This is a genomic window from Microcoleus sp. LAD1_D5 (assembly GCF_036702115.1).
In the GTDB taxonomy this organism is placed as follows: domain Bacteria; phylum Cyanobacteriota; class Cyanobacteriia; order Cyanobacteriales; family Microcoleaceae; genus Microcoleus.
In genome coordinates this window covers 1-26,534 of record NZ_JAUBSA010000061.1, presented here as the reverse complement: position 1 = coordinate 26,534, position 26,534 = coordinate 1, and the positions used below count along the sequence as shown (strand labels likewise).

Below are 26,534 nucleotides of genomic sequence, written 5' to 3'. Positions count from 1 at the left end.
AACGGCTTGCAGCCATTAACAATTAGCACTCAGCAATTATCTAGCTTTTTGCAACACTCGATTTTTCAGATGTAGCGCTTTCGGCAGTTTTGCCATTTTTGCTATTACCGTTACCGTTGCTGTGGCGGGGTTGGATAACTCCATAGCCGCTGTGACTCTTGCGTTCGTAGAGTACGTTAATTTCGCCTGTTTCCGCATTACGGAACATATAGAAATCGTGATCGATAATCTGCAATTGTTCCAAAGCTTCTTGCACAGTCATTGGAGGCATGGCAAAATACTTAGTCCGCACCACCTCAGCAGGAAGTTCGGGAGTTCGATCGCCAATCAGATCCGCTACTACAGGATGTTCATCAACTACCGTAACCGTTTTGGCACTACTTTGGGTCTTGTTGTCGTGGCGTTTTTCCTTAAATTTCCGCAGTTGACGAGCTATCTTGTCGGCAACCAAATCGATGCTGGCATACAGGCTTTCCGTGCTTTCCTCAGCCCGAATCACGCTGCCGTTAGCATAAATTGTCACCTCAGCAGTCTGCTTAGGATTGATCCTGGGGTTACGAGCCACCGATAGATGTATGTCCACTTCCGTAGTCAAAGTTTGAAAATGGCTAACTGCCTTTTCCACCTTTTGATTGACGTACTCGCGAATCGCATCGGTGATTTCTATATTCTTACCCTGGATAACAAGCTTCATAGAGCTCCCTCCCTTCTGTAACGTGGGTATATTTTATACAGTAGCACTATGTATTCTGGAAAACACTTATCTTCCAAATCTTTTATTATATGTTGACAATTCTTGATTTAAATTGCGCCAATATTCCGTCAAAACACTATTGATTTTTTGCATGATTTCCCCTCTCACCCCTCAACAGCTAAATGCACAACCCTGCTTGCTCCTCGATTGGGGACTTGTTCCCTACTCCCAAGCTTGGGAAATCCAGCAAAAACTCGTGCAAGAGCGCCGCGACAAACCTGATTTGCCAGATGTCCTGATTTTGCTGGAACATCCGCCGGTTTACACTTTGGGACTGGGAGCAAAGCTGGAATTTCTGAAATTTGACCAAAGCCAAACTCAGCCGGAACTGCACCGAATTGAGCGGGGCGGCGAGGTGACTTACCACTGTCCGGGCCAATTGGTGGGCTATCCGATTTTAAATTTGCGCCGTCACCAGCAAGATTTGCACTGGTATTTGCGGCAGTTGGAGGAAGTGCTGCTGAGGGTGCTGGAAGTTTGCGGGTTGAAGGGTTCGCGGGTTCCCGGTATGACTGGAGTTTGGGTGGATGGGTGCAAGGTAGGTGCGATCGGCATTAAAGTCAGCCGCTGGATTACGATGCACGGTTTTGCCTTAAATGTTTGTCCGGATCTCGCAGGTTTTGGGCAAATTGTACCTTGCGGGATTCCCGATCGACCTGTTGGGAGTTTAGAGCAGTTTATCCCCGGAATTGAGGTCGATCGAGTTAGGGCGATCGTGGCGGCTGAATTTGCAGAAGTTTTTGGAGTGGAAATAGTGCGATCGAGTGTGTAGGGTGCGTCCCCCGATCGCAGGTGAAGTAATGCGGATTTTAGCCCGTTACTGGAAATAATAATTTTTCCGGGCGATCGCCCTTTCTTGAGTGAAGTGCGATCGCTCTTAAATTATCAAAAACATCAGGCTTAATTCTCCACCCAATCACTTAAAAACTCCATACTAAGGATGCTAAATATCGCATCGAATTAAGGCGGCGGTGTTTGCGAGACTTGAGGGTATTATAGAGATAATTTTAACGGTCTGTACTTACTGACTCAAGAATTGAGATAATTGGTGGTATAATGGGCGATCGCGAGCTTCTCTAACCTTAGAGAGAAGCAAGACCGATGCAGAAATACGTCCTAAGAGTTTTGCGATCGCCCCTAGAGTCAGGTAAGATTCTTGTTAATTATTGCGCTGCGCTCAGGAGAAAAAATTTATGGCAGATATGTCTGGTCAAGACCCCTCGGAAATTAAAATGGCGACGGTTCATGAAGAAGAAAAAGGCGCAACGTTTAGCGGTACGGTCATCCTTGCTATCGATGTCGAGGCTGGGGAAGTCGTTTTCTTCAGAGACTTTTTGATTGAAGATTATAAAGGCGAACTTACCGCTTATCTGGCAACAGATGGCAATATAACGAAAAGCATTGATTTAGGCGAACTTAAGCATAAGAGCGGTAGCTTTAAGCTGCCAATTCCGATGGGGACGGATACATCACCCTACAATACAGTCGTGCTGCGCGACGAAAAAAGCAAGAAAAAAGTTGTGACGATCGAGCTGTAAAATTTGCAATTTAGCTCGTAGTTCAGCCAAATTCGCTCGCCCTTTTTTTCCGGAAGTGCGATCGCTCTTAAATTAAGGTGCGTCACTTTCGATCGAACGGCGAAGTTTTGCGATCGCTCGTAAAGTGATGCACCCTAATTTTTAAAATGGAATCGGATCGTAATCGGGATTTTCCGGTTCGTTAGAGGAACCCGACTGGCGATCGGACTCAGAATTTGAAGACTGATGCGAGTTCCAATCCGAACTAGATGTGCGGTTAGAGCCGCTTGGAGCGCTGTTAGAACTGCGGTTCCGCGAGCCTAAAGGTACTACATTGCTCGGCACATTAGCCGGGGCGGTGTCGCGAATTTGAGCCGGTTCCGGGGCGGTTCTAGCTGCGGGAGCCGAACTCATTGCATCAGCCCCGACACTGTAAATCCTTTGAGCTGTCAGTTCAGCGCGCTTTTCTTTAATACCATCTCTTTCGATCGTATTCATGCTCAGCCGTCCCTCAATAATCACGCGATCGCCCTCGTGATATTTCTCGTGAATTTCTTGAGCAAAATTTCCCCATCCTATCACTTTCAAATGTTCGGGCGGATCTTCTGGTTTTGGGCCGGGAAACTGCACCAACATCTCAGCGATTTGAAGTTGATTGTCAGGAGTATAACGGAGTTGCGGTTGTTGAATTATTTCCGCCATCAAAATGCAGCTATTCATCTGTTATCTGTGCGTAATTGGGAATTGGATGTAGAAGAAAGAAGAAAGAAGAAGGAAGAAGGAAAAAGTAGCTATCGGTGTACCGATGACTTGTGCGTCTTGCTTTTGGGAATTGCAAATTGCAAATTTGTAATTGGTAATTACTGATTTTTCTGCACTATTGGCTATTAGTTGTCGCCAATTACCGATTACCCGTTACCAAATTTATCTTGGAGAACCGCCGCCTCGGCTTGACTGACAAAATCGTGAACGAGGGCGCGGTACTCCTTCAACGTTTCAGATACCCAATCTCGATCCTCACTGTTGGCGAAGATATGAACCGTCGGTTCACTAGCATCGGGTAAAACTAATACCCAATTGTCGTCGCTGTAGTTAAAAATCTTCACTCCATCTAATAATTCTAAACGATCGGGCGAATGAGTTTCTACTAAATGTCGCATCAGCGAACCCTTGATAGTCCAAGGACAGCGGACGCTGTAACTGCGGTGGGTGATGCGGGGAAGTTCCGCCTTGATCTGTCCGAGCGATCGCTCCTGAATCGTCATCATTTCTATGACTTTAGCAATGCAGAACATTCCGTCAAATCCGGGATGCAACTGCGGGAAAATAAAACCCATAAGGCCGCTACCGCCCAAAACCACATTCGGGTTCCTGTTAGCGGCTTCCATCAAAGCAGTTGGGTTCGCCTTCGTGCGGATTACCTTGCTTTGATAGCGTCGGGCGATCGCCTCCACCGCAGAAGACGCATGCACCGGCACTACTACTGTACCTTTGGGATGAGAAGTCAGCATCAAATTTACCATCAACGCCGTCAGCATTTCCCCACGAATCGCTATCCCAGACTCATCTACCAAAATGAGCTGTTCGCCGTTAGCCGACACCTGCACTCCAAAATTAGCGCTGAGTGCTTTCACCACCCGGCCGAGTTGGTCGAGCAAATATTCCCGTTCCCCGTTGCTTAGAGAAGTCTGCTTGAGACTAGCATTGAGCACTACCGCATCGCAGCCGAACTTGGCAAGCATTTGGGGCAAAATTGCTCCAGAAACCGCGTAAACGTAATCGATTACTACCTTAGAATTGCTGTAGCGTATTGCCTCAACATTCATCTGCCGCTCAAAAATGCGGTTGTAAACTTCGAGAGCTTGGTTAAAGTACGTCATCTCTCCAATTTCGGGAATTAGAGCCCGCCGCAAATCTTCCTTAAAATAAGCCCCCTCGATTTTTTTCTCAGCTCCTTTAGTAATATTGATGCCTTTGATATCAAAGAATTCAATTAAAATGTGGTCGGAGCGATCGGGCGAAATGCGAACATGAATGCCGCCGGCAATCGACAGCGTAGACGAAACCGTGCGTGCGATCGGAATTGCCGTCGATTCCAAATTGATCACATTTATTCCCACCGACATCAAACCCGCAATCAAAGACCTCGATACCATCCGCGAAATGCTCCGCTGGTCACGAGAAACCGATACCGAAGTTCCGGGTTTCAAAGTCGAGCCGTAAGCCGCGCCCAATTTCACCGCAAATTCCGGGGTAACATCCACATTTGCCAGTCCTTGAACGCCACGCTGACCGAACAAATTCCGCTTAGCTTGTTCTCCCCAAATTAAATTTTGATTTAACAGAGCGCCGGATTCAATATTTTTGCTCGGCCAGACGCGCACGCTTGGCCCCACTTGTGCTTCTTCTCCCACGATGGACATTGAACCGACGACAGCACCTTCGAGGACGTGAGCACGCCTGTCTACGCGGGTGCTCCGGCAAATCACGCAGGCCCTAAGATGAGCGTCTTCGCCGACAATTGCTCCGTTCCAGACGATGGGACGTTTGAGGTTGGCGTCCGCCCCGACAGTCACGTTATCTCCGAGCACCGTACCGGCATCGATTGTAACTCGGGCTCCAATCCGGCAATTGTTGCCGATCATCGCCGGTACTTCGATGATCGCGCTATCGTCAATAAAAGTATTCTGACCTACCCAAAGTCCCGATCGAACTTCGTTGTAGTAGGTCAAATCCAGTTTGACCTTTCCCCGCAGCGCGTCGTACTGAGCTTCCCGGTAAACATCCAACTGGCCGACATCGCACCAGTAACCCTCGGCGATGTAGCCGTACATCGGCTCGTTTTTTTCCAGTAGCATGGGAAACAAGTCTTTGGAGAAGTCGCACTCCTGATTTGCCGGCAGGTAATCCAAGACCTCGGGTTCTAAAATATAAATGCCGGTATTGATAGTATCGGAGAAAATTTCGCTGCTAGAAGGCTTTTCCAGAAAGCGACTGATGCGGTAATTTTCCTCGGTAATCACGACCCCGAATTCCATCGGGTTGGGAACGCGAGTTAAAATTAACGTGGCTTTGGATTGCTTGCTGCGGTGAAATTTGATCGCTGCGGTTAAGTCGAAGTCTGTGATGCTGTCGCCGCTGATGACCATAAAAGTGCGATCGAGCAGTTCAGCAATATTTTTGACGCAACCAGCCGTACCCAGCGGTTGGTCTTCCTCCACAGCGTAAGTCATTTGAACGCCAAACTCTGCCCCGTCAGTAAAATATTCGCGCATGACATCGGGAAGGTAGTGCAGCGTCGCAATAATTTCCGTAATCTGATGCCTTTTTAGCAAATTAATAATGTGTTCTGCGATCGGGCGATTGAGAATCGGCACCATCGGTTTGGGCAAATCGCACGTCAGGGGTCTGAGCCTCGTTCCCGACCCCCCAGCCATCAGCACTGCACGCATAAAATCCTCCTTGCTTAGAAAGCTCTCTACCGCCATTGTCCGCTAGAAAAAGTTTGCCTGCTGTAATTCGTGGGCGACCAGCAATCCGTTCTTACTTAAATATCTTCGAGTAGTCACACGTCTGGGCAATCCCGTTTGGCTAGGCTGTCCCCCAACAGCAACCGATTTCAACCGAATTAGAACTTGCAGCATTGCACCAATCCCCCGGTCGAGCTCGGATTTGTAGGGGATGTTGGGTAATACCAGTTAAAAAAAATAATGCAACTGTAGGCCCGTGCTCGAAACCCTTGTGTCATCAGTCATTCCCAATTCTTTAATTCTTCAATTCTTCAATCTTATAAGTCCTCAGAATCCTCGACTTTTGGCAGAAGTCCCTTCTTGCTTGCTCGGTGAAAGCTATTTCGGGGGTGTTATTTTTAAGTTTGTGGCCAGCGGGGATTTTGAAGTCTCTTTCTGAAGGTGGAATTACTACAGCTATCGGTGCGCCTTGGCGTCTGATAAATGATAGATTAAGGGTAGCGCTTTGACTAGCTGACCCAAAATCCTATCCATTGCTTAGGGGTTTTTTAAATGAGTACGTTAATTAGCTTGGCATTGCTGATCGCTTACGGTGGCGGTATTTGGAAATTTTGGAATGGTTTCGATCGCACTAACTTCGACAGAAGTTTTACAAATCGCCTGAAGCTCTCGCTGCTCTGGCCCGCGTTAATTTTTAATAAGCCCTATCGCCAAAACTTTACAAAGGCTCTCAAAGCCTCTAAAAGGTAATTCAAGAATGTCTAAAAAGTCCGATCGCCCAGTCGCGGGCCAGGAGCAGACTTGGTTTGCTAAGGGAAAATCAGATAGCTGGCAAGTTTTACTGTCGCAAGTCGCTTCTCGGTTCGATCGCGAATACCGAGGAGAAGCTTTCGCTTTACCCGAAGAAGTCGAAGCAATGCCGATTTTCCTGGAATCAGTTGCAGGAACTCTCCAAGCAAAAACAGTTTCTCCCTTCTGGAAAATTGCCAAACCTCAAAAAAATCAGCGCTGTTTAGACATTGGCTGCGGAGTCAGCTTTCTCATCTACCCTTGGCGGGATTGGGAAGCCTATTTTTACGGTCAAGAAATCAGCAGCGCAGCGCGAGACGCCTTAAACGCTCGCGGCCCTCAGCTCAATTCTAAGCTGTTCAAAGGCGTAGAATGGGCTCCTGCTCACCAGTTAAATTACGAGGAGGCTCAGTTCGATTTATGCCTCGCTACAGGCTTTAGCTGTTACTATCCCATAGACTATTGGAGTATTGTCATGGGAGAAGTAAAGCGGGTACTAAAACCGGGTGGTCATTTTGTTTTTGATGTCCTCAACCCCCATGCTCCTTTAGCAGAAGATTGGGCAATTTTGGAAACTTATCGAGCCGGCGAAGTATTTTTAGAGACAATAGAAGATTGGGAAAAAATGATTAAAGCTGCGGGCGCTAAGGTAGTAAAAAAGCAAAGCGGCGACTTATTCCAAATGTATAAAGTTCAATACAATTGAGAGGTTAAGGGGAATAGGTAATTAGCTTTGTAGTCTAAACTTCAAGCGTCCCCAGCCTGGTCGGGCGGACGAAAAACAACTTCATTCTTAGTGGATAAAGTAGGGTACGTCAGCAAGTAGAAATTAGTTTGAGAACCAACAAATATTCAAGCTGATGCACCCTACTAACTACTAACTCACAATATTGAAGCAAGCCGATTGGATATGACCCATTCCCATATCCGATTGCCAATTACCGATGCCCAATTAATTTTCGGTAGCAGCAGGAGATGGCGCAGCTTCCGGCGACTGTGACGGCGACACTTCCGGGGCAGGAGATGGCGACACTTCGGCGGCCGGAGATGGCGCTGCTTCCGGCGAGGGCGACACTTCTGGGGCAGGAGATGGTGCAGCTTCGGGCTGCGGGGACTCTTCGGCGGCCGGAGATGGCGCAGCTTCGGGCTGGGGAGACTCTTCGGCGGCCGGAGATGGCGCAGCTTCGGGCTGCGGGGACTCTTCGACCGGTTGCGGTTGAGGAGAAGGTGACTGTTCCGCGGCTGGTTTCGGTTCAGGCGAGGGCGACGGTTGAGCAGCAGGCTTGGGTGCAGGCGGCGACGGTTGGGCCCCTGGCTGCGGTTTGGTGGAGGGGGCCGGCGGCTTCTCAAACTGCGGTCTCACTTCTGTAGGCGCTGGGGAGGGCGGCTGGCCTGTTGGTCTGCTGGGCGCTGTGGGGGCGGGCGCTGGCTGCTGCTGGGCTGGTGGGTTGGGCCTGGTTGGGGTGAGAGGAATGCCACTACAAACTTTTTCGTCGTACTTAAACTCGACAGCCAGTTGGTAAAGCTTGTGCGTGCTGGCTGCAGAAAATGTTAGAGAAGGGCTAATAATAGCAATTTTAGCCGCATTATCGAGAATACCGTAACCCGTGGGGACGATCGACTGAGGCTCTGCCCTGAGCAAGCCTTGAGGGCTGACAACTGCTCCAAAAACTGCTGTTCCTTGGAGTTTTTGCGAGCAAGCTGTTACGGGATAAGGGACAGGCACAGGAGTCGGGCCTGTCATTTCCAAGTCAGGATAAGCCTTTTTGAATTTATCAAACAAAGCAACATAGGTCTGTGCAGCCGCAAGCTGTGTCTCTCTGTCGCTGGGTAAGTTTGAAGCCGGTTGGCCAGACTGTCCTAGCTGTCGCTGTCCCTCTTCAAATTGTTGTCTCCTGATTCTTTCTTCGGGAGTTTCTGCGATGAGATTCCTTTTATTGGGATCTTTTTGAGTCAATTTTGGTACTCCATCGGGTCCCACATTCCTGCCGGCAATTGGGAATTCTGGGGTAAAGACTGGAGCTCCGTCTGGAAATAGTGGCAGTCCGCCTCTACTGGCTATGATCTTTTTGAGCGCCTCTGCTTCATCTTCCGAGCCGCCGCCGGGAAGCTGGGGCGGTTCTGGCAGCGATGGCGGCGGCGGGATATTGCGATCGAAATTACCAGGTAAGGGTGGGAAAAGGAAACCGCTGGGAGGTACGGGTGGGACGAAAGTGGGTATTGGCTGGGAGGGGGCTCTGACTGTTGGGGAGGGAGTTTTGGGAGGTGGCGGGGCTGTTGGAGCCGTTAAGGGCGGGAGAGGAGAATAAGGCAGAGGGGAAAAGAATCCAGGAGGGGGCATTCCCGGCGGCATGGCGGGCAAGTTGATGGTATCAGGTGCGGGGGGCAAGGGCGGGGCTAACTTTGGCGCTGGCCGAAGGGGAACTGGTGCGATCGAAAACGGCGTATTAGACGGCCTCGGTGGTATGGTTTGTGGCAGGCGACCGGCTTCTGCGGGAGTTAGTTCTACCAAGCCTACAGAACCGGGAATATTTTTTGAGGAATTTCCACCATAAATTATGTTTGAAAGCGTCGGGGCACTTACTCCGAACACTCCGTGAAGGCTGACAGAAGCTAGGGCTGCCCACCAATAAGGCTGGCGCAGCGGTTCGGAAAGGGTGTTGGCTAGGGAGGAAGAGTCAGTCATGACTATGGGGAATGGGGAATTGGTAATTGGTAATTGAGAATTGATAATTGGGAATTGGAAGTTAATAGTTATTAATTGATATTTTTTTTGAGTGATTTTAAAAGTGGCGGTTGGGGAATTCAAAGGTTAAATTTTAGCACGGTCGGTATCGAAATTGCCCGATCGACTTTTAGGGAGATTTCGCGACTCTCACATCAAGCACTCAAGCGTAGAAACCTGGTTTCTTGCTTGGTTCCAGGCTGTTATAGCAACCGCCAGTAAGGTGAGGACGTTCTTAATGGCTCAAACCATTGTTTTTCTTGCCTAATGTCTTTTGCCCAATCCTATACGCGGTTTCTCAGTTATTGTTGAGAATGGTGAGCGGAGCGTCAGGCGGGCCGGACTGGGGCGATGGAAAAAACAGACTGCGCCGCTGCTATACCGTCTTTTTTCGGGTTCTGGGGCCTAATTATTTCATTACACACGATCGACCAAACGGATCGATCGGCGTTTCCAATTCGGTTACGAGATCAAAAAACTCAAAACTCATCGAGTGGCTGCGCGTTGTACGCGCCGGCTGTGGCGGCAATCTCCCAACTCCCTTGATTCACCAGCGATAGCGGTAATTTTTAAAAGGAGCTCCCTCGATGGTGAGCAAGTCGATGGGATAAATTGGAGCGCCGCTTGCCATATATTGAAACATTTCTCGAACTTCCTCTCCGCGTAGAGACAACTGGTCTAATTCTTTGAGAGAATACCAGCCAGCGCACAAAGTATGCTCATCCGGCTTGCTTTTGGGCGGCGTCTTATCTTGGGGACGAGCCACAAAAATGACTCGGAGGCGCACATTGCCCCTAGGCATCACTGTGTGTTCTACCCGGAGAATTCCCTCAACGATGATGGAAATGCCCGCTTCCTCAAGGGTATTACGCATAGCAGCTTCGAGCAAAGTTTCCCCTTTTTCCACTCGCCCTGCAGGGAGATACCACTGCTGCTCGTACTTGCGCTCTTGTACCAGTAGAAAACGGTCTTCTAAGTGAACGACAACTAGGGTAAAATACCATGTTTGAATCGGCTCGCGAGCCATAGAAGTAGATATTCCCTAAGCAAAAGGTTTAACGAGCGGCAGAGGTTAGCAATCCAAAGGATGCTTCGGCAAGTGTCTTTGAACTTGAAAAACAGATCGTAGCACTCCGACCGCAAAATCTAAAATCTAGAATCTAAAATCTAAAATTGACAATGCCATTACCAACCGTGATTTTACCAGGATATTTTGCTGCTGCTTCCGACTATCGCGAATTAGAAAAGTCTCTGGTCGATCGAGGTTTCCCAACAGTAACAGTGCCTCTGGGCAAGGGAGATTGGTTGCCGACTTTTGGTGGGCGGTCGATGGTGCCAATTTTGCGACAGCTCGATCGCACGGTCAAACAAATGTTACAGCAATACGGCGTTCCCCAGATCAATCTCGTTGGTCATTCCGCCGGCGGCTGGATTTCTCGCATCTATTTGGGCGAAAAGCCTTACACGATTCACGGCGACGTGCTTGAGGACGCGGGTTTGTGGGAAGCTCACTCTTATGTGAATACTTTAATCACTTTAGGCACGCCGCACGTCTCTCAAGAGCGCTGGACGCGCAAAAATCTAGATTTTGTCAAAATTCACTATCCGGGGGCTTTTCACCCGCAGGTGCGCTACGTGTGCGCTGCTGGGAAGGCTGTTTTTGGCAAGCGCGGTTTAGGGACTTGGCTGGCTTACAAAAGTTATGAATTGACTGTGGGGAAAGGGGAAACTTGGGGAGATGGAATTACGCCGGTGGAAGCTGCTGTTTTGGACGGGGCCGAAAATCTGGTGTTGGAGGGGGTTTGGCATTCGCCTCGTTCTCCGGGGAAGTGGTACGGTTCGCCGGAGGTTTTGCCGGCTTGGATTGGGTATTTGTGTTAGAAACGAACCGCGAAGACGCGAAGGACGCGAAGGAAGAAGGAGAAGGTTGAAGGGGCGGATTTAGTTAGAATTTGAAGGAGCGAGTTTAGTGCGGCAAAACTCGCCCCCGCGATGCTATGTTTGCTTGAATTTTTATCGCTAACTGAATAGATGGCATCATCGGTAAGATTCAGAAGTCACGGCGAACCACACAATCAAATTAGAGGTTTGCTGGGGTGGAATTGGGCGACAATGCTACTGTGCGCTTGGACGCAGATAAGGAATTTTAGCCGGATGCTTTGTTGAGAATTGATGCCGAGGTCGATCGCCAATTAGTGATGATGATGTGCGATCGCACTCTGTACAATCATCGCAGTGTTTGGTATTTGCTGTGAGGGGCGATCGCTTTTTATTGACTATTTGAGGCGATTACTCTGGCGGTTCAGTATCGAGAGGGGCTTGACGGCGGTGACGAATATGTAATATCGCAATGGTATCGCCCTCCACCACAAACAGAATCCGATAGGTTCTTCTTTTACCAACCCAAAGTTGTCGAATTTCCCGACCAATGATCGCAGCTTCGGGGGCAACTGAGCAACGGTAAGGAAACTGTTGCAGGGATGCGATCGCATCTTGGAGGTCGTAGTACCACTGATTTGCGGCATCAGCACTCAGATAATCGCACATCCAACGGTAGGCGTTTTCAATTTCTTGAAAGGCGGGTGGTTGGATTAGGAGTTGATAACTCATAGACGAGGAGGGATGTTGAACTGCTGCTGTAGCGCTGTCATGGCTCTCTCGGCTGGGATACCTTCACCTCGATCGAAGCTTTCGAGTCCTTTGCGGATGCCGATGATAGCTTCGAGGTAGTCGATACGTTCTAGCAGTTGTTCGTAGGTATTAAGTTGGCCGTGTGGAGTGGATTTTAGCGATCGTACCAAGCTAAGAATATCTGCGAGCAGTTCGTCAGGGGTGCTATCGATTTCTTGGATGAGGAGTTCTTTGATGGTCATCGCGGCATCTGGTGGAGAATTGATACTTTGATTATAACGAGTGTCGATCGCCCCTTATTGACCTCTACCCGGTTTACTATCGGCAAAACCTGACCATTCCGAGTATAAGAAACTGGCGATCGCACCCCGTAGAATCATCGCAGTGTTTGGTATTTGGTGCGAGGAGCGATCGCTTTTTTTTTCACTCAAGCATCGCTTTCCGTCTAATCCTCGCATTCTCATAGTAGAAATAGAATAAGAGTGTGAGCAGTCAACAAATGGCACAAATTACCACCACTGAATTACCCCAAACCCTCCAGACTCTATTTATAGAGGTCGAACGTACCAAAACCCCTTTAACCGTCATCCATGAAGGGAAAGCATTAGTGATTATTTATCCTGCGACCACCCAAGATCCACGCCCCACATTTGGTGCAATGAAAGGAAGCGGTGAAATATTAGGAGATTTAATTGCTCCTGTCGCCGAACTGTGAGAAGTTTTGGAATGAAACTTTTACTCGATACCCGCATTTAGCCAGCGATCGCACTAGACTGTTGCTTGAACAAGCATATCCTCTACCTGCCTAATTTGCTTCCAATCAATTACTGCAACCCAAAGACTTTCCTCTTCTGAATATTGCACTACGCCATCGACTTCTAACTCTTCGTCATACAATGCTAGCAATTGACCATCTTCCAACTTAATATTTTGGCGACTCAAATCTTCAATCGTACCAACGCAATTTAGGCGAAGGCGACCCTGCTCATCCGCATTATGAAAATCTGCAAAGATTCTGGGATATTTCATATTTTTACTTTACTCAGGATGATTGTTGTGATGGATTAGGAATCGTTGGTGTCAGCAGCCGACTTGCTTTTTCTGGTGTTAAGCCAGTTAATGTTGCATGATTTGGGCTTCGGCCAGAAGTACGGATGACATCTCCATCGGACGATCGAACCTCACCCACTGTCGTCACACCAACTTGTCCATGAGGGATTGTCACTGCTAACTCTGCTACAGATAATCCTACTGCACATTCTACAGAAATTCCCGTAATGCCGCTGGGGTGAGTTGCCGTACTGCGTTTAATATCTTCTGGGCGATTACGACCGCCACGAACTACTAAGGCCTCGTTTGGAATTCTTTCCACAAGTGTAGGCTGTTTGATTTAAGTACGCGCTATACTTTAGCAGAAATATTTGTCCATAGGGCGATCGATCTTTATGATTGGTGAGGCGATCGCCCTCTGTGCAATCAGCGCACTTTGAAATGGTGGAAATGGATAAGATTGTAAGTAAAAAAAGAGGTTGGGTGACACCAGCGTCAACCCAACCTACAAAAAAGGGCGATCGCACTAATGGAGAGCAGCAATCACACTTATTCCTTTTATACTAGGCGGACATATTCACGTAGTTGGGAACGTAGACCTGGAGTAATCATTGGAAAATTATTGATTTCTTGAATGATAGAATTCTCAGATCTGCCACTCTTCTTAAGCTCCTGAACTACAGCCTTTGCTAAAGTCTCAACCCCAACCTTTGCAATCATGCTTGAAACGCCTGCAATCAAGGTGAGAGCAAGTGCGCCACCAATCATGCCAAAAGGACCACCTAAAAAAGCTAGCGAAGTTGTAATTGCTACGGCTCCTGCATAAGAAGAGGTTGCAACAAGCCCAACTAAGACTAAACCAGCAACTCCTAGACCAGCTAACTTATTGACTATCTCATCCATAATAATTAAGTGCTCCGCTAAACTTCCGATTAATTAGCCCTTCAAAGTCAAACTGAACTAACTATCTTTACCCTTTACCTCCAAACAGTTTATATATTCCGTATCCAACAGCAGCCGCCGCAGCAACAGGTGCAGCCGCAACTATGGCAGTACCAGCAATTGCGCCTCCCCCGACAACGCCACCGATACCAGCAAGGGTGCCCATAATTGCAGCACCAGAAGCACCGCCAGCTACCGTTACAGCACCAGCACCAACTAGACCAGCAGCAGCCCCAATGTTTGTAGCTGTTCTTGCCGCTGCACGAGCATCATTCTCTTCCTCAGACAAGTTGGATTGCTCTTTGAACAAAGTTTCATTCATTATTTTTGCCCCCAGATAAGCTGGGCCTGCTGCTAATACCGCAGGAGCCGCCGCCATACCACCACCAACCACACCACCTGCAGCAGCTAGACCAGAAGTAATTCCTGCTCCTGAAGTTGCTGCAACAGTCAACCCTGTTGCAGCACTGGCAGCCGCACCTACCGCAGCACCAGTTTCTGCAACCGCTTTGACTGTTTTGACTGTATTTCCATTAATTCCCATAGTTTTTTCTACAACATTTTCTACCTCTTCTTCACCTGCTTTGCTGGCAAAATCTTCCCAATTCATAAATCAATTTATCCTTTTAATACTTGTTCCATTATCCTTAATAAATTCAAGGTTTGTCTAGCCCAAAAAAGTTCTATTTTGCCGCCAATTCTCCCTCGCTTTTACTTTTACTTTAATCTAAGTTTGTACAACAATGTACGAGAATGTACGAAAATGTTGGCAGTTGTGAGCTACAATACACAAAACTCTCGCATCTCCCTGCCAGATGAATCTTAAAGAAATGTTAAATGTCGCCGATCGCATAGTTTTCGAGAAAACAGGTCAGCACCTTGACGATTTACAAGCAGCGGTACTGCGGGGAACTCTACAACGCGAGAAATACAAAGAAATAGCGAAAGATTTTGACTGTTCGGAAAGTCGCATCAGGGAAATCGGATCGGAATTATGGCAATTACTTTCAGAGGAGTTTGGGGAAAAAGTCAGTAAATCGAATTTTCGCTCCACAATGGAGAGGTTGCAAAACTCTAATGTTGTAAACTTTGCACAAGATGTTGTAGTGAGCAGTATTTTTAACATTTGCGGACAAGCTAGACACCCACCAAATATCCCAAACTCACACCCACCTAATCAGGAAACAGCTAACCCACAACAAACCAAAACTCTACATCAAGATTTAAGCGAAATGCCAGAGTTGGGTGATTTCTACGATCGCACTCCCGAACTCCAAACCCTCACCACCTGGATTTTACAACAACGCTGTCGGCTCATCACCCTCACCGGCATCAGCGGTATCGGCAAAACCACCCTAGCAGTACAACTCGTACAACAAATTAAAGACGAGTTTGAGTACGCAGTTTGGTACACACTAGACGAATTCCCCACCCTAGAAAAATTTCAATCTAACCTAATACAGCTTTTTTCCCATTCTGAAAAACAAGATTCATCCCCAACAAACCAAAAACGCTTACCGCTGATTAAGTATTTACAAAACCATCGCTGTTTAATCGTCTTAGATGACGTTCACAACCTTTTCTGTAGCGGCGAATTTGCAGGAAAATATAAACCAGAATGCGAAGAATATCGCTCTTTATTCAAACAAATAGAAAAATTATCTCATCAAAGCTGCTTGATGTTAATCGGTTGGGAACAACCGAGAGAAGTGACTCAAGTTAAAAACCAAAATACTTCTATTCGCACCTTACAAGTCAAAGGTTTAGACATCGCCGCCGCACGGGAAATACTCAGAGATTATGGGTTAGAAGAAAGCGACAACAGTGAAGCACTCATTCATCGTTACCAAGGCAACCCCCTATGGTTAAAAAGCGTGGCGAATCTGATTCCAGACTTGGGAGGAGGCGTGACAGAGTTATTACCAAATAATACCGTATTGTTGCCGGAAGATTTGAAAGATGTTTTACAGCAGCAGTTCGATCGCCTATCGGAACTAGAAAAACAAGTAATCTCCTTGTTAGCGAAAGAAATCCAGCCAATCCACCGGGCAAAATTGCTAGAAAATGAGATAATTCCGGCTTCAGATTTGCTAAATGCGCTGCAATCTCTATCGCGGCGCTGCTTGATTGAACAACAAGCAAATTTTTACACGATTTCACCTGTACTGAGGCAATATGCGATCGCCCAGGCGGTGTAATTGATACAACCATTGCTTGCATTCTCGCCCTTCACCCAAATTACTAGGAGTGGCAATGGGCGATCGGGTAAATGGGGCGATCGGTTCGATAGAATAATTGGTAGTAGCAATTCCATTGTTTGTCATGACGCTGAAAGAATTAGAGCCTCAACTCCTGGCACTCTCTGACGACGAAAAAGCTCAAGTCGTTCAACTCCTATCTCAAGGTAAAATCACTCCTTGGCGCGGTATTGAAAAAACGCCTGATGTTTGTGGCGGGAGTGCCTGCATTGCTGGAACTCGCATCACCGTTTGGGGACTTGTAGAAGCTCGTCGCATTGGCTACAGCGAAGCTGATTTACTCACAAGCTATCTATCGCTATCTGCGACTGATATTGCTAACGCTTGGGCATACGCCGAAGCTTTCTCCGATGAAATTGAAGCAGAAATTCGGGAAAACGATGAAGTGATGGACGAGGATTTGTAGCAGATGGCACGTCTCTATGCCGATGAGCAATATCCCTATCCTGTTGTAGAATTACTGAGAGCTTTAGGACATGATGTTTTGACTGTCCAAGAAGCAGGCAGAGCCAATCAGAAAATTCCTGACCCGGATGTTTTAGCTTTTGCTACTAGCGAAAAACGTGCCGTCATTACCGAAAACCGTAAAGATTTCTTTCGGCTGCACCGCATACAGCCCCTTCATGCTGGCATTATCGCCTGTACGAACGATCGCAATTGGGAAGCACTGGCTAACCGAATCAACGCGGCTATTACAGCAGAAGAATCTTTGCAAGGTAAACTGATTCGTGTTGTGCGCCCTTCACCGTAACTTAGATGGCAGTGATGCCTTGGCCTAAATGCTTCAAGACTTGAAAAGCCGATCGCAATTCACTTCGCACAGTATAAATCGAAAATGCCCGCGATAACCCGTATTCGGCTGTAGGTTGAGCCCTGAGTTTCACAAACAACACATCATCGCCATTCGTCAACATACCAAATCTCGGTTTATCCAAATCAGGATTTGCCATCATGTATGCTAATGCTTGGGGTAATGCCGATCGCGTCGAAATCGTAGTCTTCTTACACTCCAAAACCATTACCCAAAGCTGATTCTGCAAAATCAAAATATCAATTCGTCCGCGCAGGGTTTCTTCCCCATCATCGATCGCAATTTCGATTGCAGCTTCAGCCTTCATCCTGAAAGGTGGATCGTAGAATCCCGCCAGTTCTAACAAAGGTGATGCCACCAGCAATGTCACTGCCCCTTCTAACAATTCTCCATCGGCTCTATGATATAGCAATCTACGTCGTAGCGTATCCAAAGCAGTCTGTTCAGAATCGCTAAGACTTGGCAATTGGGTTTGCCACTCGGTAAAAAAAGCCTCATCCTCAGTTCGGCTCAAATTCAACCTTGATTTAGCCTCCTCTTGGCTTTTAATAGCTTCTGTAACTGCGATAACCTTTGCCATTCGTTCACCTTTGATTCAAACGGTTGAATTTCCCAGGAAAATTAGCTTCATTGTAAGCAAAAATAGGGAAACTGCTATAGCGATCGCAGTTTTCAATATCATATGAATTCCGGTTGAATTGGAATGATTAAACCGCAGAGGACACAGAGAACACAGAGTCAGAGAACAGAGAGATGAATAATTCCTATGCTACCGGATTTGATATCACTTCTATTGGTTTGTGTCCAAAAACAAAAACCGGGCAACTTCAAAGCTACCCGGCAATCCTAACTTTAGACTTCAGACAAATCTCAAATCTAAAACCTAAAATTCTTAAACAGCTACAGTCTTCTTAGCAGAAGAGCTCAGTTCGCCCTTAGCATACTTAGCTGCAAAATCGTCCAAAGACACTTGCTTAATCTTTGTACCGTGACCAGCGCAACCGAAAGAGTTATAACGATCGCTACAAACCTTCTGCATATACTTGATCGACGGCTTCAAGAAGTGGCGGGGGTCAAACTCATCGGGCTTCGCAAACAAAGCTTCGCGCACCGCAGCAGTAATCGCCAAACGGTTGTCAGTATCGATATTGATCTTACGAACGCCACACTTGATGCCTTTTTGGATTTCTTCCACAGGTACGCCGTAGGTTTCGCGGATTTTGCCACCGTTGCTGTTGATGATTTCCAGCAATTCTTGGGGCACAGAAGAAGAACCGTGCATTACCAAGTGAGTATTCGGCAAGCGGCGGTGAATTTCTTCAATGCGGCTGATTGCCAAAATTTCGCCAGTCGGCTTGCGAGTGAACTTGTAAGCGCCGTGAGAAGTGCCGATCGCCACTGCTAGAGCATCAACGCCGGTTTGCTCAACGAAATCAACAGCTTGTTCAGGATCTGTCAGCAACTGATCGTGAGAAAGCGCACCTTCAAAGCCGTGGCCGTCTTCTGCTTCGCCCATTCCTGTTTCCAGAGAACCCAAGCAACCCAGTTCGCCTTCAACGCTAACGCCGATCGAATGAGCAACATTCACCACATCGCGAGTAACTTGAACATTGTACTCGTAGCTAGCGGGAGTCTTAGCATCCGCTTCCAGAGAACCGTCCATCATCACGCTGGTGAAACCTTGGCGCATGGCAGAATAGCAAGTGCCGGGGGCATTGCCGTGGTCTTGGTGCATGGAAATGGGAATGTGAGGATAGGTTTCAACTGCTGCCAAAATCAAGTGGCGCAGAAAATTTTCGCCAGCGTAGGAGCGAGCGCCGCGAGAAGCTTGCAAAATCACGGGGCTGTTGGTTTCGTCAGCAGCGCGCATGATCGCTTGGATTTGCTCCATGTTGTTGACGTTGTAAGCCGGTAGGCCGTAACCATTTTCAGCCGCGTGGTCGAGCAGCAATCGCATAGGTACAAGCGCCATAGATATTCCTCCTAATTATTTGTGATTTTTGGGCAGTGAATTTTGGACAAGCTCAATTCTTACGATAATATTAAGACAATTTGCCACCGATCGCGCACTATCTTTCCAGATTTACTTAAAAGTTCAAAAAACAAAATTTTGAGTTCCGAGCATTCCACTCAAAACTCAAAATTTTTAACTCACAAATTTTTTATGGGTCGCCCGGGATTTGAACCCGAGACCAATCGGTTAAAAGCCGAATGCTCTACCGCTGAGCTAGCGACCCGCGAAAACATTGTTACCGCACACAATTTCTAATAGTAGCACCCCTCATTTGAAATAGCAAGTGTTTTTTAAATAAAATTTGCAGTCATCCGAACCAGCATCTGGCAAGTCGCTCCCGGCTGCAAATAAATCATGTGTTCGCCAGTGTTGAGGGCATTTCGAGGAGCAGTCCAAGGTTCCAAACAGTAAAAATCCTTGCCCTTCACCATCCAGAAAACCAACTTCCCATAGCTGGAGTTGTAACTGAGGGTGAGCCGCAAGCCGCTCGCCGCGTCAGTGACAGTAGCAGCCAGACCAGTGAGTTCGTCAAAGGAAACATCAATTTCATCCAACGTCGGGTCAAAAACCCCAGTGAAGTAACCCTTTTGATGGGTGTTCTGATCTCTGTACTGCATCCCCGGAATCTCAAAGCGCAGCTTAGATTTGTCCGTCGCCAAAAAGTAGGGGTGCAAACCACTAGAAAACGGCATGGGTTCAGCAGACAGATTGGTGTATCGCTGAAAAATTTCCAAAGAATTGCCTTTAATCTGATAAGTGAAGGCTAGTTGGAAATCAAAGGGATAAACAGCCAGCGTCTTGTCACAGCTATCGAGAATTAGCGTAAGAGCGGCGCAACCCTCAGTAACTTGTTCGCCTATTGTCCAAGGCAAATCTCGAGCAAAGCCGTGCTGTTTGAGCTGACGCTCCACTCCCTTGTGGGTGTAAGTATTGTCGGGGAGATTGCTGCAGATGGGAAACAGGATGGGAACCCCGCCACGTACAGTCAGATCGGGATTGGCGAACCGTTCCGCGTCCAAGTACAAGATTTCTTTGCCTTCAACCAGCCAGCTAGTGGCAATACCGCCCCGTTCCGGCACAACTTCTAGAGTAGAGTTAGCGGTTTCGTCGGAGAGGATATAGGTTTTGTACTGCTTTTGCTTGAGCGCGATCGCAAACACATTTGTCATCGGTAGTAGGTCATTGATCATTGGTTGTCAGTAAATCGGTCATTAATAATTGGTCGCTGGTATGTGGATGTTCACCCATTACCGCCCCTATTCTCCCCCTGCCTCCTCCTTGTTCCGACCCCCATCGGCTAACCAATGCTCCCAGCTATAGGAGGCAGGGCGAGCCGGTGCTTGGAGCGTTTGCTGCTGGTACCTGGAACGATCGCTGAGGTGGGCTGCTGTTGGAGTGCGACTTCAAAAGATACACCCCTGGGGGGAAGATAGCTTTGGGGACTCGGCACTGCTCCTTGACTAGGAGATGGGGGCGAAATAAACGGTTCTTTGATGAATGGCTCTTTGGTAAAGGGCTCTGGTTCCCGGCTGGGATTTTGAGGTTGAGTGGGGTAGATGCGCGGCGGCAAATTTTGATTCGGAGGCGGGTTGGACTCAATTGCAGGCCCTGTCCCGTTCGGGAAAAATGAGGAGTTGTCCGGCTGTTGGGGCGCAGTCGGCAAAGTCGGCAAAATCAAAGTAGGTTTGGGTTGTCCGGGCCCTTGCTGAGTGCTTTCACCGGAGGTACCCCCGGAACCTCGTCCGGGCTGGTATGTACCGCTCTTTGCTGATCCTGGCAATGGAGAATTTGGAGTTTTTGGTGTGGCTCCTGGCTGGACTAGGGCATCAAGAACTACAGAAGAGCGCATCGGTCGATCGAAAATACTAGAAATTTGCTCGACGCGTTTGAGGATGCGATCGGCTGAGGCCCCCTTCACCACCTTCGGCTGAAACTTTTTCACCTCCACAGGCAGAAACTCTACCTTCATATTCCTGTCTTTGAGCGATACTTTCAGGACTGCGGTATCGTAATCCCTGCGAGCATTCCCGCCGAATATAAAATTACCCAGCGAGTAAACTATCGGGCGGCCCTTGTAAATTTCTGCACCTTGCAATACCTGGGGATGGTGTCCCACTACCAAATCAGCTCCTTGGTCGATCGTGAACCGAGCCAAATCAATCTGCCAGTCCCCCGGATAATCTGCCAATTCGACTCCCCAGTGGTAATTAACAATAATCCAGTCTACCTGACCCCTAAGAGCTCGAATATCCTCGGCCACGCGATTGTTGCGGCGGGGGTTAGTGCCCGCTTTCCCTTGGTCGGCGACGTTAAGCTCGGCATCATAATAACCGAGGTAGGCAATCCGCTGACCCTTAACTTCAATAATATCTGGACGCCTCGCTTGTTTAATATCTCTGCCGGCTCCCAGGTGTTGAATCCCACTACTATCTAGAGTATTCATAGTCTCCACCAGCCCCGGTTCCTCGTAATCCATAGCGCGGCTATTTGCCAGATTGACAATATCCACTCCTCCGGCTGTTAATACTTTCACCGATTCTGGATCGGCTTTAAAATTTAATTGTTTTTTGGCAGAGCCCAATGTAGAGCGAGTCAGGGAGTTTTCTAGGTTAACCATCGCCACATCTGCTTGCCGATACTCGTCCATATTGGCGAAAGCCCATTGGTGATCGTTGGCAGCAGATGCTCCGAGCGCATCCGATAGATTCACATTTCCTCCGAACATCAGCGTTACTGTTGGGTCGTAAGGATTAGCAACTTGCTTTTGCTGTACTACTGGTACCACTTCTAAGGCCGCTTGCACGGTATCCGCACGTTTTGGAGGAGGCCCCGACATTACCGCAGTTTGCTGGTACCCGGATACTGGGGATACTGACCGCAGGGTCAGAGCTTCGTGGTAGCTGACCCAACACCCTAAAATAAATGAGGCAAGTGCCGAGCCCACTAGCAGCAGAGAACGATACGTTTTAAATTTAACCCAATCGACGACCGGTAGGGAACGGTAACGCCGCCGCTGGCGGTTTGCCGGAGTCACAATTCGCACTGACTGTTTCCAGAGAATGTCTGCATCCCCAGCCAAGCGCGCGTGAATTCGCACTCCTTCTACTGCTGGCGAGTTGAGTCTCCAGAGTTGGTGGCAAATAAATTTGACTAAGCCTTCCCGGAGTGTGCTCCCGAGTAATGTAGTATCTGGCGCAAATTCGCGCTGGAATTCTACGAGGATTTGGACGCAGCCGGCCTGAGCCTGTTCGACGCGGGCATAAATCCCTTCGGGGCGCAGCAAGCTGTCAATCCAGTAATTCAGGGCTTGAAAGTTGCCCGATCGCGCTAGCTCCAAGATAGACGGCTGCGACCAATTTTCTGCGTACACCATCAATTAGCCTCCTTAATACGCACGAGCGATGACTCCAATTTGTTTTGAACGGAACCGCAATTCTTTTAGCTTAACCGCCACAGGTTCCGCTGCCCGTTTTGAAGCTAGTTGTTGGCCGCCACCATTTTCTACATTTAGGGGCTGCCTGCTGTCAGTGATTTTTATCACACTCCGGTCTGTAGATTTGAGATTTGAGATTTGAGATTTTAGATTGAGTTCACAGAGGGTACTCGGGGTCAGAACAAAAGTCGAAACAAAAGGTTTCTAGGGGAGTTGAAGTAGACAAGAGCGAGATTTATGAGGCAGAGCCTGTTTTTATTGTCGCTGTTTGAGTGTCGCTTTAAAGCTTTCGCTTTGAGATTTGAGATTTGAGATTGAGCCTTGACGGCGTTAGTGGGCGATCGAACAAACGTCGTAACAAGATGTTTCTGGGGGAGTTGAGGCAGAAGAGAGCGAGATTTATGAGGCAGAGTCTGTTGTTATTGTCGCTGTTAATCGCGTGCCGGAGTCAAGTCCAATGCTCTGATCTATGCTGGCAAATGCCTCTCACGAGGGATGCAACTAGCTGCACAACCTGTAATTGGATAAATGGCGTACTAGATAGATTTGGTGGTAAAATCAAATTTGGTAACTCCCATCGGTACAAAAGTTGCGGAAAACGTGAAACTGGCCAGTCCATACGGCTGTGCCTTCCGATGTAAAACCCAAAGTACGTTACGGTAAACAGACCATATTTTAAGCAAGTTACACTGCGCAGGAGAACTGACAAATGCTACAGCGCAAAATCTATCAACTCTGTTGTGATGGTCGTGAGGTTTCTATTTTTCTTCGAGATCAGCAACGTTGGATAGAGCGCGCTCGTATCCTAGATATTGAAGGGGATCTAGTCACGCTGCGCTACGAAACCGACGAAGAAGACGAAATCAGCTCCTGGGAAGAAATGGTGCGTCTCGAAAGTATTGGAGCTGTGTCCCAGAAGTTGGCTTCGGTATCCCGAACTAACTGCGAACCCCTAGTTTCTGACGATTGTCCCGAAGCCGAACAAATTCGCAATCACTACCCGGACTCGAATTTGGAATAGTTTTGAGCTCGCGCTTGAGGCACAAGGAAAACTTGGGGGGAAAAGAAAACGACTTTTCTCCCTTTTTTGTGAAGAAATTATCCAAAAAACCCGGTTTAGGCCAAAAATATTCTGGGTTGTGACCACATAAGCTATTTTGCCTTTAAATTTAAGCTTGATGGCGGGATCTCCTGCCCAACCCCTACTCCCCACAACAGCGTAAGTACACAGTAGTTTAAAAATTCAATACGCCATAGCTTACCCCTGCTGAAAGCGGGTTTTTTGTCTGGGTGCGTCCAGGACTGTTCTTTTGTTTTCTTTGCCTGCGGGCTGGTTTCGAGGTGTCCGACAGCTTATTCGCCGTCTGTTTCGCCATCTAGGAAAAGTTCCGACTCCGGTATCGCTTTAAACACGGGACAGTAACCGTCGGGGGTTACTTTAAAGCCAAACAAAGCACTGGACTGGTTCCAACAGCGCTGGCTGCGGTAGTGCTGACAATTGCCGCAGCATTCGAGGTTGGCTTGAACGGCGCTACCTTGAAAAAGGAGTTCCCGCTGGGAGATGCCGCGCAGTACGAGTTCTTCGCCTTGCCAGCGCGCTTCTACCAAACCGGTATCGGCAAAATTGGCCCACCGAGGATCGGCTGTAATCGGACTCGGCAAGCTAATTGCTACCTCTGTGCCCAATTCGCTAAGTTCTCCCTCATAGTTAGTTTCTGGGATAGCGGGCTGCAAAAACATTTCCCCGATCGGCAATTCGACAAGTGTTCCGGCCGCCGGAGTGTGCAACTGGTAGCGGTTTCGCAGCTCGTCCAAGTTAGCCAAGTCAGCCAAATATGCAGGGGAACCGTGGATCAAAATTACGTGCTGGGGACGCAAATTGTGGATGAGTTGGGTCGTCCCCGGCCCGTCGCAGTGTTCGGCTAGTAGATAAGTTTCGACACTTCTGATTCCAGAGTCGGGCCTGTTGCCCAGCCAGTCGCTGACGGGATATCCAGGTTTTTGAGGGGCGAGCAAAATCCAAGGATGTGTGCGCTCGGCAACATACAAAGCCAAATCAGCTATTTGGTCAGTAATCACAATACAGGGCGTGGCTCCCAATCCGGGGCGCTGTTCGGCAGACAGCCGGCGGACGCGGGGTTTCACCCTTTCGTCCCAAAACAAAGGTTGGTGCAGAGCAAAATTTTGGACAGCCGTGGGAAATTGGGGTAACAGTTCCAAATAAGCGTCGCACCCGTCGGCGACAGTGCCGTCCACCCAAATATCCAAGTCGCGGCCAGTAAAGTAGTGGTGACTGCGGAGCAGCATCAGCAGTTCTTGACCCAAACCGAGCGCGGGCGCGGGCAGCAGTACCGAGTACCCGTCGGCGATGGCGCGGTGGATGCGATCGGCTAACTGATTTTCCAGTTGTCGGCGGTGAGGGTGGCGCGCCGTGCCGTAACTGCCTTCCAAAATTAACACATCCGGCTTCATGCCCCTAAGTTCTCCCAGGGGCAAACCTTCCACCAAACGAGAATTGGACAGGAAAAAGTCGCCGGTGTAAACCACTGTGTAGGTGCGGTGCGGGGCGGCATAAGTCAGCAGCACAGTCGCCGCTCCGGGCAAATGGCCCGACGGGAACAACTGCACGCTTAGTCCTGGGCGCACTTCGAGCGGCGACTGCCAGGGCAGTCCCTGACAGAACCGGGACTCTGGCTGCTGAGCCAGTTCTGGCCAGTTGAGCGGTAGCAGTCGCGCTGTCACTTCGCTGGCGTAGATTGGCAAGTGGGGGAAAGATTGATGGAGTGCTAGCAAACCTCTGGCATGATCAGAGTGGGCGTGGGTACACACCACAAAATCGGCTGGCAGCGATCGATTTAGTGTCGCTGACAAGGGTGCAATATCCTCTACACCGCAGTCGAGTAAAATGCGGTGCGGCCCCATTCGGACTAGCAGACAGACCCCTTCCTGTGCGTGGCCTGCGCCGTAAGGTAAACAATCGAGATCCATCACTGCGGTTAGCTCCCTGCTTTGCACGCAACTTGCAGTATCGCCACATTTAAACATTGGTTGCGACTGCATTCATTCGATCGAGTTCAGTCTCGGACGCTGAAACCGGGTTTGATGAACGAAAACACTTTGTTGCCGCCCTAGCTCCCGGTTAAAAAACCCGGTTTATCAAAGTTCTGGTGCGTAAGCCCTGGAGCTATATGTTTGCTCGAAGGCTCCGACTCCCGTCAAAGGGAAGTAATTGCACTTAAGGTTTGATGCAGCACCAAGAAGGCGATTTTCCGAAGGCATTTGCCTGACGGGCATTCGACCTTCGACAAAGTTCAGGCTACTGGTTCTGGCATCAAAAGTTACATTTTATTGCACCATGTAAGAGTACCGAACTCGATCTCATATTCTGAGTTTTAAACCTTTTTCCACAATTTGCGCCTGCTAAAAGCTAGTCTTTTTTATGAGAAGATTTTAATTCAGATGGCCAAAGATCTTGATAAAACTTTACAATTCTTCATTTTTAGGGTTTTGAGGGTCGTGTATTGTCCAATCTGAAAAACGGAGAACCAGCATCGAGCTAGCTAACTGCTTTTGTCAGGGCAGAGAGAGACTTTATGAGTTTGATCGGTTTCTTTGTAAAAGTTTGATACATTCTTCTAAGCAAACCTGCTGGCTAGGGAGGAGAGAGTTTAAATGGCTTTTTGACCCCGCCCAAAAACGGATATAAGTTTCCGACAGCAATCGCCAGCAGCCCAAAGTTTTAGACTCGTGTTCAAGCTCCAGATTCATCTGTGAAATAAATCGAAAATCGAAAATCGACTGGCTGCCCCATAATAGGTTTTTTTTACTCCGCTCATTGACTAGGGGACAAAACGATGCGTTCTTTTGTTTTCCCCCAAACATAGCCACATCAATCCCCCGACAAGAGATGATATTCATACTATAAAAATACCACTAGCTTGCCAGAAGTAATCTCAGCTCGATCAGTCTCCAACCAGCCTGTAATCTCCTGTTTTTTTATCATTGCTTGGTCTTATTTAGGGTTGAGTTTTGGAGTTTTTGCAGCTAACACGTGCGCCGTTTAACCCCGCATTCCGCAGATATTTAAGCAGAGGTAAAGCAAGATAGATTCGGCAACAATAAACTCCCAAACGATTGCCG

29 protein-coding genes and 1 tRNA gene are annotated in these 26,534 nt (G+C 48.2%); 10 read left to right on the top strand and 20 right to left on the bottom strand.

The window, feature by feature from the left end:
- Window positions 1–40: 40 nt before the first annotated feature.
- Window positions 41–694 (bottom strand): ribosome hibernation-promoting factor, HPF/YfiA family, encoded by a 654-nt coding sequence (gene hpf / locus QUA70_RS21700; RefSeq protein WP_333120983.1) that lies wholly within the window; start codon window positions 692–694, stop codon window positions 41–43.
- A 151-nt stretch (window positions 695–845) separates the two neighbouring features.
- Here hpf and lipB point away from each other — a divergent pair, with 151 nt between their 5' ends.
- Window positions 846–1,526 carry a lipoyl(octanoyl) transferase LipB gene (lipB, locus tag QUA70_RS21695; protein ID WP_333349761.1) on the top strand — a complete coding sequence of 227 codons (681 nt, stop codon included), beginning with the start codon at window positions 846–848 and terminating at the stop codon, window positions 1,524–1,526.
- Window positions 1,527–1,947: 421 nt separating this feature from the next.
- Entirely contained in the window at window positions 1,948–2,292 is a 345-nt protein-coding gene (locus QUA70_RS21690) for a hypothetical protein (RefSeq protein ID WP_333334051.1), read from the top strand.
- Window positions 2,293–2,433: 141 nt separating this feature from the next.
- Here QUA70_RS21690 and QUA70_RS21685 read toward each other — a convergent pair whose 3' ends face one another.
- Both QUA70_RS21685 and QUA70_RS21680 read right to left on the bottom strand, forming a co-directional pair.
- Window positions 2,434–2,991, bottom strand: a complete 558-nt coding sequence (locus tag QUA70_RS21685; RefSeq protein WP_333334053.1) for a single-stranded DNA-binding protein — start codon at window positions 2,989–2,991, stop codon at window positions 2,434–2,436.
- Window positions 2,992–3,179: 188 nt separating this feature from the next.
- Window positions 3,180–5,723, bottom strand: coding sequence for a mannose-1-phosphate guanyltransferase (locus QUA70_RS21680; RefSeq protein ID WP_333349759.1), 2,544 nt, complete (start codon window positions 5,721–5,723; stop codon window positions 3,180–3,182).
- A 570-nt stretch (window positions 5,724–6,293) separates the two neighbouring features.
- Here QUA70_RS21680 and QUA70_RS21675 point away from each other — a divergent pair.
- The gene (locus QUA70_RS21675) at window positions 6,294–6,491 is read left to right on the top strand and encodes a hypothetical protein (RefSeq protein WP_006633481.1); all 198 of its coding nucleotides are present in this window, start codon (window positions 6,294–6,296) and stop codon (window positions 6,489–6,491) included.
- 7 nt (window positions 6,492–6,498) lie between these two features.
- Window positions 6,499–7,236, top strand: coding sequence for a class I SAM-dependent methyltransferase (locus tag QUA70_RS21670; protein WP_333349757.1), 738 nt, complete (start codon window positions 6,499–6,501; stop codon window positions 7,234–7,236).
- 246 nt (window positions 7,237–7,482) lie between these two features.
- Here QUA70_RS21670 and QUA70_RS21665 read toward each other — a convergent pair whose 3' ends face one another.
- Both QUA70_RS21665 and QUA70_RS21660 read right to left on the bottom strand, forming a co-directional pair.
- The gene (locus QUA70_RS21665) at window positions 7,483–9,216 is read right to left on the bottom strand and encodes a hypothetical protein (RefSeq protein WP_333349755.1); all 1,734 of its coding nucleotides are present in this window, start codon (window positions 9,214–9,216) and stop codon (window positions 7,483–7,485) included.
- Window positions 9,217–9,802: 586 nt separating this feature from the next.
- Entirely contained in the window at window positions 9,803–10,282 is a 480-nt protein-coding gene (locus QUA70_RS21660; protein ID WP_006633478.1) for an NUDIX domain-containing protein, read from the bottom strand.
- Window positions 10,283–10,434: 152 nt separating this feature from the next.
- On the opposite strand from QUA70_RS21660, the gene QUA70_RS21655 reads away from it, so the two are divergent.
- Window positions 10,435–11,136: an alpha/beta fold hydrolase gene (locus QUA70_RS21655; protein ID WP_333334059.1), complete on the top strand. Its 702-nt coding sequence runs from the start codon at window positions 10,435–10,437 to the stop codon at window positions 11,134–11,136.
- Window positions 11,137–11,544: 408 nt separating this feature from the next.
- On the opposite strand, the gene QUA70_RS21650 is transcribed toward QUA70_RS21655, so the two are convergent.
- From QUA70_RS21650 to QUA70_RS21640, 3 genes are read right to left on the bottom strand one after another with little or no spacing between them, the layout of a single operon-like run.
- Window positions 11,545–11,865 (bottom strand): type II toxin-antitoxin system RelE/ParE family toxin, encoded by a 321-nt coding sequence (locus QUA70_RS21650; protein ID WP_333334061.1) that lies wholly within the window; start codon window positions 11,863–11,865, stop codon window positions 11,545–11,547.
- The gene (locus tag QUA70_RS21645; protein ID WP_333334062.1) at window positions 11,862–12,128 is read right to left on the bottom strand and encodes a hypothetical protein; all 267 of its coding nucleotides are present in this window, start codon (window positions 12,126–12,128) and stop codon (window positions 11,862–11,864) included. The genes QUA70_RS21650 and QUA70_RS21645 overlap by 4 nt, the downstream gene beginning before the upstream one ends.
- A gap of 54 nt (window positions 12,129–12,182) precedes the next feature.
- The gene (locus tag QUA70_RS21640) at window positions 12,183–12,317 is read right to left on the bottom strand and encodes a hypothetical protein (RefSeq protein ID WP_333349753.1); all 135 of its coding nucleotides are present in this window, start codon (window positions 12,315–12,317) and stop codon (window positions 12,183–12,185) included.
- 53 nt (window positions 12,318–12,370) lie between these two features.
- On the opposite strand from QUA70_RS21640, the gene QUA70_RS21635 reads away from it, so the two are divergent.
- Entirely contained in the window at window positions 12,371–12,601 is a 231-nt protein-coding gene (locus QUA70_RS21635; protein ID WP_333410671.1) for a type II toxin-antitoxin system Phd/YefM family antitoxin, read from the top strand.
- A 53-nt stretch (window positions 12,602–12,654) separates the two neighbouring features.
- Here the strand turns inward: QUA70_RS21635 and QUA70_RS21630 are convergent, their stop codons facing one another.
- The 4 genes from QUA70_RS21630 to QUA70_RS21615 all read right to left on the bottom strand — a co-directional run bounded on the left by QUA70_RS21630 (window position 12,655) and on the right by QUA70_RS21615 (window position 14,488).
- A complete protein-coding gene (locus QUA70_RS21630; protein WP_333218003.1) occupies window positions 12,655–12,915 on the bottom strand; it encodes a hypothetical protein in 261 nt (86 codons plus the stop codon).
- A 13-nt stretch (window positions 12,916–12,928) separates the two neighbouring features.
- Window positions 12,929–13,258 carry a flavoredoxin gene (locus tag QUA70_RS21625; RefSeq protein ID WP_333349751.1) on the bottom strand — a complete coding sequence of 110 codons (330 nt, stop codon included), beginning with the start codon at window positions 13,256–13,258 and terminating at the stop codon, window positions 12,929–12,931.
- Between the two features lie 236 nt (window positions 13,259–13,494).
- Window positions 13,495–13,839: a hypothetical protein gene (locus QUA70_RS21620; RefSeq protein ID WP_333334070.1), complete on the bottom strand. Its 345-nt coding sequence runs from the start codon at window positions 13,837–13,839 to the stop codon at window positions 13,495–13,497.
- A 67-nt stretch (window positions 13,840–13,906) separates the two neighbouring features.
- Window positions 13,907–14,488 (bottom strand): RNA polymerase subunit sigma-24, encoded by a 582-nt coding sequence (locus QUA70_RS21615; protein WP_333334072.1) that lies wholly within the window; start codon window positions 14,486–14,488, stop codon window positions 13,907–13,909.
- A 205-nt stretch (window positions 14,489–14,693) separates the two neighbouring features.
- Between QUA70_RS21615 and QUA70_RS21610 the strand changes: the two genes are divergently transcribed.
- Window positions 14,694–16,076 (top strand): NB-ARC domain-containing protein, encoded by a 1,383-nt coding sequence (locus QUA70_RS21610; protein WP_333349749.1) that lies wholly within the window; start codon window positions 14,694–14,696, stop codon window positions 16,074–16,076.
- Here QUA70_RS21610 and QUA70_RS21605 read toward each other — a convergent pair.
- Window positions 16,035–16,202 carry a hypothetical protein gene (locus QUA70_RS21605; protein ID WP_333334076.1) on the bottom strand — a complete coding sequence of 56 codons (168 nt, stop codon included), beginning with the start codon at window positions 16,200–16,202 and terminating at the stop codon, window positions 16,035–16,037. The genes QUA70_RS21610 and QUA70_RS21605 overlap by 42 nt on opposite strands.
- Between QUA70_RS21605 and QUA70_RS21600 the strand changes: the two genes are divergently transcribed.
- Both QUA70_RS21600 and QUA70_RS21595 read left to right on the top strand, forming a co-directional pair.
- Window positions 16,201–16,542 carry a DUF433 domain-containing protein gene (locus QUA70_RS21600; RefSeq protein WP_333334078.1) on the top strand — a complete coding sequence of 114 codons (342 nt, stop codon included), beginning with the start codon at window positions 16,201–16,203 and terminating at the stop codon, window positions 16,540–16,542. The two genes, QUA70_RS21605 and QUA70_RS21600, sit on opposite strands and share 2 nt — an antisense overlap.
- Window positions 16,543–16,545: 3 nt before the next feature.
- Window positions 16,546–16,887, top strand: coding sequence for a DUF5615 family PIN-like protein (locus tag QUA70_RS21595; protein ID WP_333031540.1), 342 nt, complete (start codon window positions 16,546–16,548; stop codon window positions 16,885–16,887).
- A 1-nt stretch (window position 16,888) separates the two neighbouring features.
- Here QUA70_RS21595 and QUA70_RS21590 read toward each other — a convergent pair whose 3' ends face one another.
- From QUA70_RS21590 to QUA70_RS21565, 6 genes are all read right to left on the bottom strand, one after another.
- On the bottom strand, window positions 16,889–17,527 hold the full coding sequence (locus QUA70_RS21590; RefSeq protein WP_333334080.1) for a type I restriction endonuclease: 639 nt from the start codon (window positions 17,525–17,527) through the stop codon (window positions 16,889–16,891).
- A gap of 312 nt (window positions 17,528–17,839) precedes the next feature.
- On the bottom strand, window positions 17,840–18,919 hold the full coding sequence (gene fba / locus QUA70_RS21585; protein ID WP_006633469.1) for a class II fructose-bisphosphate aldolase: 1,080 nt from the start codon (window positions 18,917–18,919) through the stop codon (window positions 17,840–17,842).
- 193 nt (window positions 18,920–19,112) lie between these two features.
- A tRNA-Lys gene (locus tag QUA70_RS21580) sits at window positions 19,113–19,184 on the bottom strand.
- 67 nt (window positions 19,185–19,251) lie between these two features.
- Window positions 19,252–20,121 carry an aldose epimerase family protein gene (locus tag QUA70_RS21575; protein ID WP_445251666.1) on the bottom strand — a complete coding sequence of 290 codons (870 nt, stop codon included), beginning with the start codon at window positions 20,119–20,121 and terminating at the stop codon, window positions 19,252–19,254.
- 137 nt (window positions 20,122–20,258) lie between these two features.
- The gene (locus QUA70_RS21570) at window positions 20,259–22,334 is read right to left on the bottom strand and encodes a CapA family protein (RefSeq protein ID WP_333334083.1); all 2,076 of its coding nucleotides are present in this window, start codon (window positions 22,332–22,334) and stop codon (window positions 20,259–20,261) included.
- Between the two features lie 12 nt (window positions 22,335–22,346).
- Window positions 22,347–22,502: a hypothetical protein gene (locus QUA70_RS21565; protein ID WP_158307982.1), complete on the bottom strand. Its 156-nt coding sequence runs from the start codon at window positions 22,500–22,502 to the stop codon at window positions 22,347–22,349.
- Between the two features lie 601 nt (window positions 22,503–23,103).
- On the opposite strand from QUA70_RS21565, the gene QUA70_RS21560 reads away from it, so the two are divergent.
- Window positions 23,104–23,415 (top strand): DUF6679 family protein, encoded by a 312-nt coding sequence (locus QUA70_RS21560; protein WP_006633466.1) that lies wholly within the window; start codon window positions 23,104–23,106, stop codon window positions 23,413–23,415.
- Between the two features lie 332 nt (window positions 23,416–23,747).
- Here QUA70_RS21560 and QUA70_RS21555 read toward each other — a convergent pair whose 3' ends face one another.
- A complete protein-coding gene (locus QUA70_RS21555) occupies window positions 23,748–25,382 on the bottom strand; it encodes an MBL fold metallo-hydrolase (protein ID WP_333334087.1) in 1,635 nt (544 codons plus the stop codon).
- Between the last annotated feature and the right edge of the window lie 1,152 nt (window positions 25,383–26,534).